Raw genomic sequence first — 2,949 nt, 5'->3', positions numbered from 1 at the left:
GCGTCCCAGCCGTTCCGACATCATCCGGCCGGTGATCTTCGGGAACCAATAGGTGACGACCCCCAGCAGCGGAAACACCGCTCCGCCGATCAGCACGTAATGGAAATGGGCGACGACGAAATAGGTGTCGTGCATCTGCAGATCGAGCGGGACGCTCGCCACCATCACGCCCGAAAGTCCGCCGATCACAAAGGTGACGATAAAGCCGATCACGTACAGCAGCGGCACGGTAAAGCGAGGCCGGCCGCTCCACATGGTCGCGATCCAGCAGAAGATCTGGATGCCGGACGGGATCGCGACCGTCATGCTCGCCGCGGTGTAGAAGGCATAGCCCATCCGCGGCAGTCCGGTCGCGAACATGTGGTGGACCCACAGCCCGAAGGCGAGCAGCCCGGTCGCGACCAGCGCCAGCACCATATACGGGTAGCCGAAGATCGAGCGGCCGGAGAAGGTCTCGGTGATCTGGCTGACGAAGCCGGTCGCCGGCAGGAAGATGATATAGACCTCGGGGTGGCCGAAGAACCAGAACATGTGCTGCCACAGAATCGGGTCGCCGCCTTCGGCTGGGTTAAAGAACTGCGTCCCCACCAGCCGGTCGGAGATCAGGAAGGCGGACGCAAGGGCGACGGCCGGCATCGCGAAGATGACCATGAACGACACCACCAGCATCGCCCAGGCGAACAGCGGCATCCGGTCCAGCCGCATGCCGGGCGCGCGCAGCTTGAAGATCGTGCCGATCAGCGAGGCCGAGACCGCAAGCGCCGCCACCTCGGTGAAGGTGATCATCTGCGCCCACATGTCGGCGCGCTTGCCCGGATCGTATTCGGGGCCGGAGAGCGGCGTATAGGCGAACCAGCCCACATCCGGCCCGATGTTCAGCGCAAAGGCGATCCACAGCATCAGCCCGCCGCCCAGATACATGTAATAGCTGAACGCATGCAGCCGCGGGAAGGCGATCGCCCGCGCGCCGACCAGCAGCGGGATCAGATAGATCGCGATCGCGTCCATCACCGGCACGGCGAACAGGAACATCATGGTCGAGCCGTGCATCGTGAAGATCTGGTTGTAGCGGTCGGTGCTGATCAGCCCGCTTTCCGGCCGCGCCAGCTGCGTGCGCATGATCAGCGCCAGCACGCCGGCCAAGGCGAAGAAGATGAACGCGGTGACGATGTATCGGCGGCCGACTTCCTTGTGGTCGACCGTTGACAGCCAGCCGATCAGTCCCGGCTTGCGGCTCCAGGTGCGCGTCAGCCGGTCGTGCAGCTCCGCGCCCTGCAGATCGGGCCCGTCGCGCGCGATCATTTCAGGCTCTCGAGATAGGCGACGACGGCCTCGAGCTGTCGCGCCTCCAGACCGATATAAGGCATGTGTGCGCCCGGCTTCACGCCCTGCGGGTCGGCGATCCAGGCATAAAGCCCGCCGCGCCCCATCGGCAGCGTGCCCGCGGCGATGGTCTTGCGGCTGGCGACGTGCGTCAGGTCCGGCCCCACCGAAGCCGAGGCGGTCGTGCCGGCAATCGCATGGCAGGTCGCACATTCGCGCGTGGTCACATAGGTCATGCCCGCCTGCTGCAGCGGCGTCGCCGGCGGGCGCGCCGTAGCCAGCTGCTGCCGGGACCAGGCGCGGAACTGCGCCTCCGGCTCGACGATCACGGTCAACGCCATGTGGGCATGCTGGGCGCCGCAGAACTCCGCGCATTGCCCCCGGAACACGCCAGTCATGCGCGGCAACAGCGCGATGTCCTCGGTGCGGCCGGGGATCAGGTCCTGCTTGCCGGCCAGATTGGGCACCCAGAAGCTGTGGATCACGTCGTTCGAATGAAGCTCGATCAGCGCCGGACGCCCGACGGGCAAGTGCAGCTCGTTCGCCGTCCGCAGATCCTCGCTATGGGTGGCGCCGAAATAGGTGACGTCCCACCACCATTGGTTGGCGGTCAGGCGGATGCGGACCGGCGGCCCCTGCTCGCCGTAGCTCGCCATCGCCCGATCGGTCACCCAGCTCGCGAAGGCGAGCCCGACGAGCGACACGCTGACGAGCGCGACCCAGGCGCGGAACAGCGTCGGCACGCCTTCGTCGCCCTCGCGCCGCCGCCGCAGGATCGCGGCGCCGAGAAAGCCGATCACCAGCAGGTAGAAAAACCCGCAGACGATCAGGAATATGACGAACAGGTCATTGAACGCGGATGTATGCGCGCCGCCGGACGGGGCGATCGACTGCACGCCGGCACATCCGGACACCAGCCAGAACGCGCCCAAGCCAAGGATCGAGCGCGCGTGCGTCACCGCGCCGGGGCCTTCGCGCCCGCGGGATCGGTCGCGCTCGGCGGCTCCGGCTCGGCGAGCGTGCGCGGGTAGATGGTGGACATGGTGTCGGACCGGCTGGGTGCCGCGTCCTTGGGAACGTTGGCCGACAGCGTCCGCACATAGGCGGCGAGTTGCCACATCTGCGTGGGCGTGAGCTTGCCGCGCCAGCTCGGCATGCCGTTCGGGCGGCCCTGGTCGATGCTGGCGACGATCTGGTCCATCCGGCCGCCGTAGCGCCACTGATCGTCCATCAGCGCCGGACCCATGCCGCCGCCGCCGTTGGCGTGGCAGCCGACGCAGTTCATCTGCCGGTAGAGCCGCCCGCCTTCGGCGATATGATAGGCGTTCTCCGCATACATTTTCGCACGGGGGTCTTCGGGGCCTGCCGTGCCGCCGCCGGGGAAGAGCCCCGACGTCTGCGCCGCGATCGCAGTCTCCGGCAGCGGCTTTCCTCGCACCTCCCGCGCCTCGCGGTCGCAGCCGGAAAGCAGGGCCAGGGCCAAGATCATTCCTCCCCTCGGCCATGCCGAGGGGAGGGGGACCATGCAAAGCATGGTGGAGGGGCGCGGAGCGAAGCGGAGGGTATTTCCGTCCGCTCCGCGGCCGGCCCCTCCACCACTCGCTTCGCGAGCGGTCCCCCTCCCCT

The 2,949-nt window shown here is 67.6% G+C and carries 3 protein-coding genes; all 3 read right to left on the bottom strand.

The features are described 5' to 3' along the window. Positions 1–1,302: cbb3-type cytochrome c oxidase subunit I (locus VFT73_RS02040; RefSeq protein WP_326408475.1), on the bottom strand; the 1,302-nt coding region annotated here is incomplete at its 3' end. After that, positions 1,299–2,282 (bottom strand): cytochrome c oxidase subunit II, encoded by a 984-nt coding sequence (locus VFT73_RS02035; RefSeq protein ID WP_326408474.1) that lies wholly within the window; start codon positions 2,280–2,282, stop codon positions 1,299–1,301. The genes VFT73_RS02035 and VFT73_RS02040, both read right to left, overlap by 4 nt. Continuing rightward, on the bottom strand, positions 2,279–2,812 hold the full coding sequence (locus tag VFT73_RS02030) for a c-type cytochrome (RefSeq protein WP_326408473.1): 534 nt from the start codon (positions 2,810–2,812) through the stop codon (positions 2,279–2,281). Before VFT73_RS02030 ends, VFT73_RS02035 begins: the two co-directional genes overlap by 4 nt. Positions 2,813–2,949 lie beyond the last annotated feature (137 nt).

Source organism: Sphingomonas sp., assembly GCF_035758555.1.
GTDB lineage: Bacteria > Pseudomonadota > Alphaproteobacteria > Sphingomonadales > Sphingomonadaceae > Sphingomonas_B.
Note: the sequence above shows the minus strand (reverse complement) of the source record. Positions and strands in the feature narration are given on the sequence as shown.